The organism is Clostridium tarantellae (genome assembly GCF_009295725.1).
Classification (GTDB): Bacteria; Bacillota; Clostridia; order Clostridiales; family Clostridiaceae; genus Sarcina; species Sarcina tarantellae.
The window spans coordinates 1-1,604 of the sequence record NZ_WHJC01000476.1 but is presented as its reverse complement, the minus strand read 5'-3'; the positions used below and the strand labels follow the sequence as shown (position 1 = coordinate 1,604).

Genomic DNA, 1,604 nt, shown 5'->3' with positions numbered 1-1,604 from the left:
ATTTTAATCTAAGGAGAGTTTTTATGGGTTTTTTATTAGAAAATTCTATAATTGATGTTATTAATAAATATAATAAAATTTTTTTTGGGAAAAAAAATGTAATGGGATTAGGATTAGGATTTAAAACCACTAAAAGCATAATTACAGAAGAACCTAGCTTACACGTTCTTGTAAAAGAAAAATTGCCTTTAAACAAATTATACAAACAAGATTTAATACCTTCAAATTTTTTAGGATTAAAAACAGATGTTATAGAAGTAGGTGATTTTAACTTTAACTCAAGTAATATTACGCCCTCAGCACCACCTTTACCATCTGCTCCACCTCTACCATCTGCGCCACCACTTCCATCTGCTCCTCCTTTACAAAGTGAAAGCTATTATCATCCTCCATTTTTAGGCTCTAAAATACGTCCATTAAAAGCTGGTTATAGCATAAGTCCTGCTAATAGAAATACTGCTGGTTCAATAGGTGCTATTGTTTTTGATAATTATGACAATAGACCTTATATATTAAGTAATAATCATGTTTTATGCGATTTTAATTCTCTTCCAATAGGAACACCTATTATTCAGCCAGGCAATGCAGATTATTCTGGTGAACCTGTAGCTAAATTATCTAGATATGTATATATGAGTGTTGATAATCCTTTATTTCCTATTTTTCCTAATCATGTTGATTGTGCTATTGCTGAAATTTTCCCTAATATAGAGTATACTACTGAAATAGATTTTGTAGGTAAAGTTCAAGGAACTATTGATGCTACCTTAAATATGAAGTTGTTAAAAATTGGTCGAACTACAGGTGTTACTGAAGGAATAATAACAACTATTAACGCTTTGATTAAACTACAAACACCTTTAGGTATATGTACATTTGCTAATATAATAGGGGCTGATTCTTTAAGTCAAATAAACTCCTATACTAATAAAAAATTAATTAAAAATATTTAAATAAAAAAATTTTTAATACTCTGAATTTACTATTCTAATACATGCTTTATAAATTTATATATTATAACTTATATATTCAAAATCAAATTTACTTTACTTTCATTTATTCACAAATTTTTTCATTTTTTCGTACTATATATAACTACTTAAAAATTAATTTTAAGGAGGATTTACATGCAAATAAGAAGAGATAAATATAATTTAACTAAGTCTCATACCATAGAAATTACTGAAAAGGATATTGATGTAAAAGCAGATATAAATCTTTATTCTAATGCTAATGAAATAAACATAGGTGCATCAATTTCAGGAAAAATTGTAGATACTTTAAATATGCCTATAAAAAATGCTATAGTTAAACTAATAGATAGTAATCTAGAGCCTTTAACTTATGTAAGAACAGATACTAACGGGAAATATGTTATAAATTTCATACCGCCAAGTAATATGTATAAAATATTAGCCACTGCTACAGGCAAAATTTTAAATCATTCAAATTCTTTTTCTTTACAAAATGGAGAAAATAAAATTATAAATTTTACATTATCTAATGATTCAAATGCTTTATTTGGTGCAATTAATGGCATATTAACAAATAATGAATATGCCATTATAAAAGGAGCTGTAATTTATTTATACAGAATAAATAAT

2 protein-coding genes are annotated in these 1,604 nt (G+C 26.1%); both read left to right on the top strand.

All coding sequences use genetic code 11. From position 1 onward, the window contains the following. The first annotated feature begins 23 nt into the window (after positions 1-23). Complete coding sequence (locus GBZ86_RS15710; RefSeq protein WP_152892225.1) at positions 24-953, top strand: hypothetical protein; 930 nt, start codon at positions 24-26, stop codon at positions 951-953. Positions 954-1,127: 174 nt separating this feature from the next. Further along, positions 1,128-1,604 (top strand): carboxypeptidase-like regulatory domain-containing protein (locus tag GBZ86_RS15705; protein ID WP_152892223.1); only part of this gene is annotated, 477 nt, incomplete at its 3' end.

Coding starts and splice junctions, on each gene's coding strand:
- GBZ86_RS15710 (WP_152892225.1), top strand. CDS start 24: ATGGGTTTTTTATTAGAAAATTCTATAATTGATGTTATTAATAAATAT.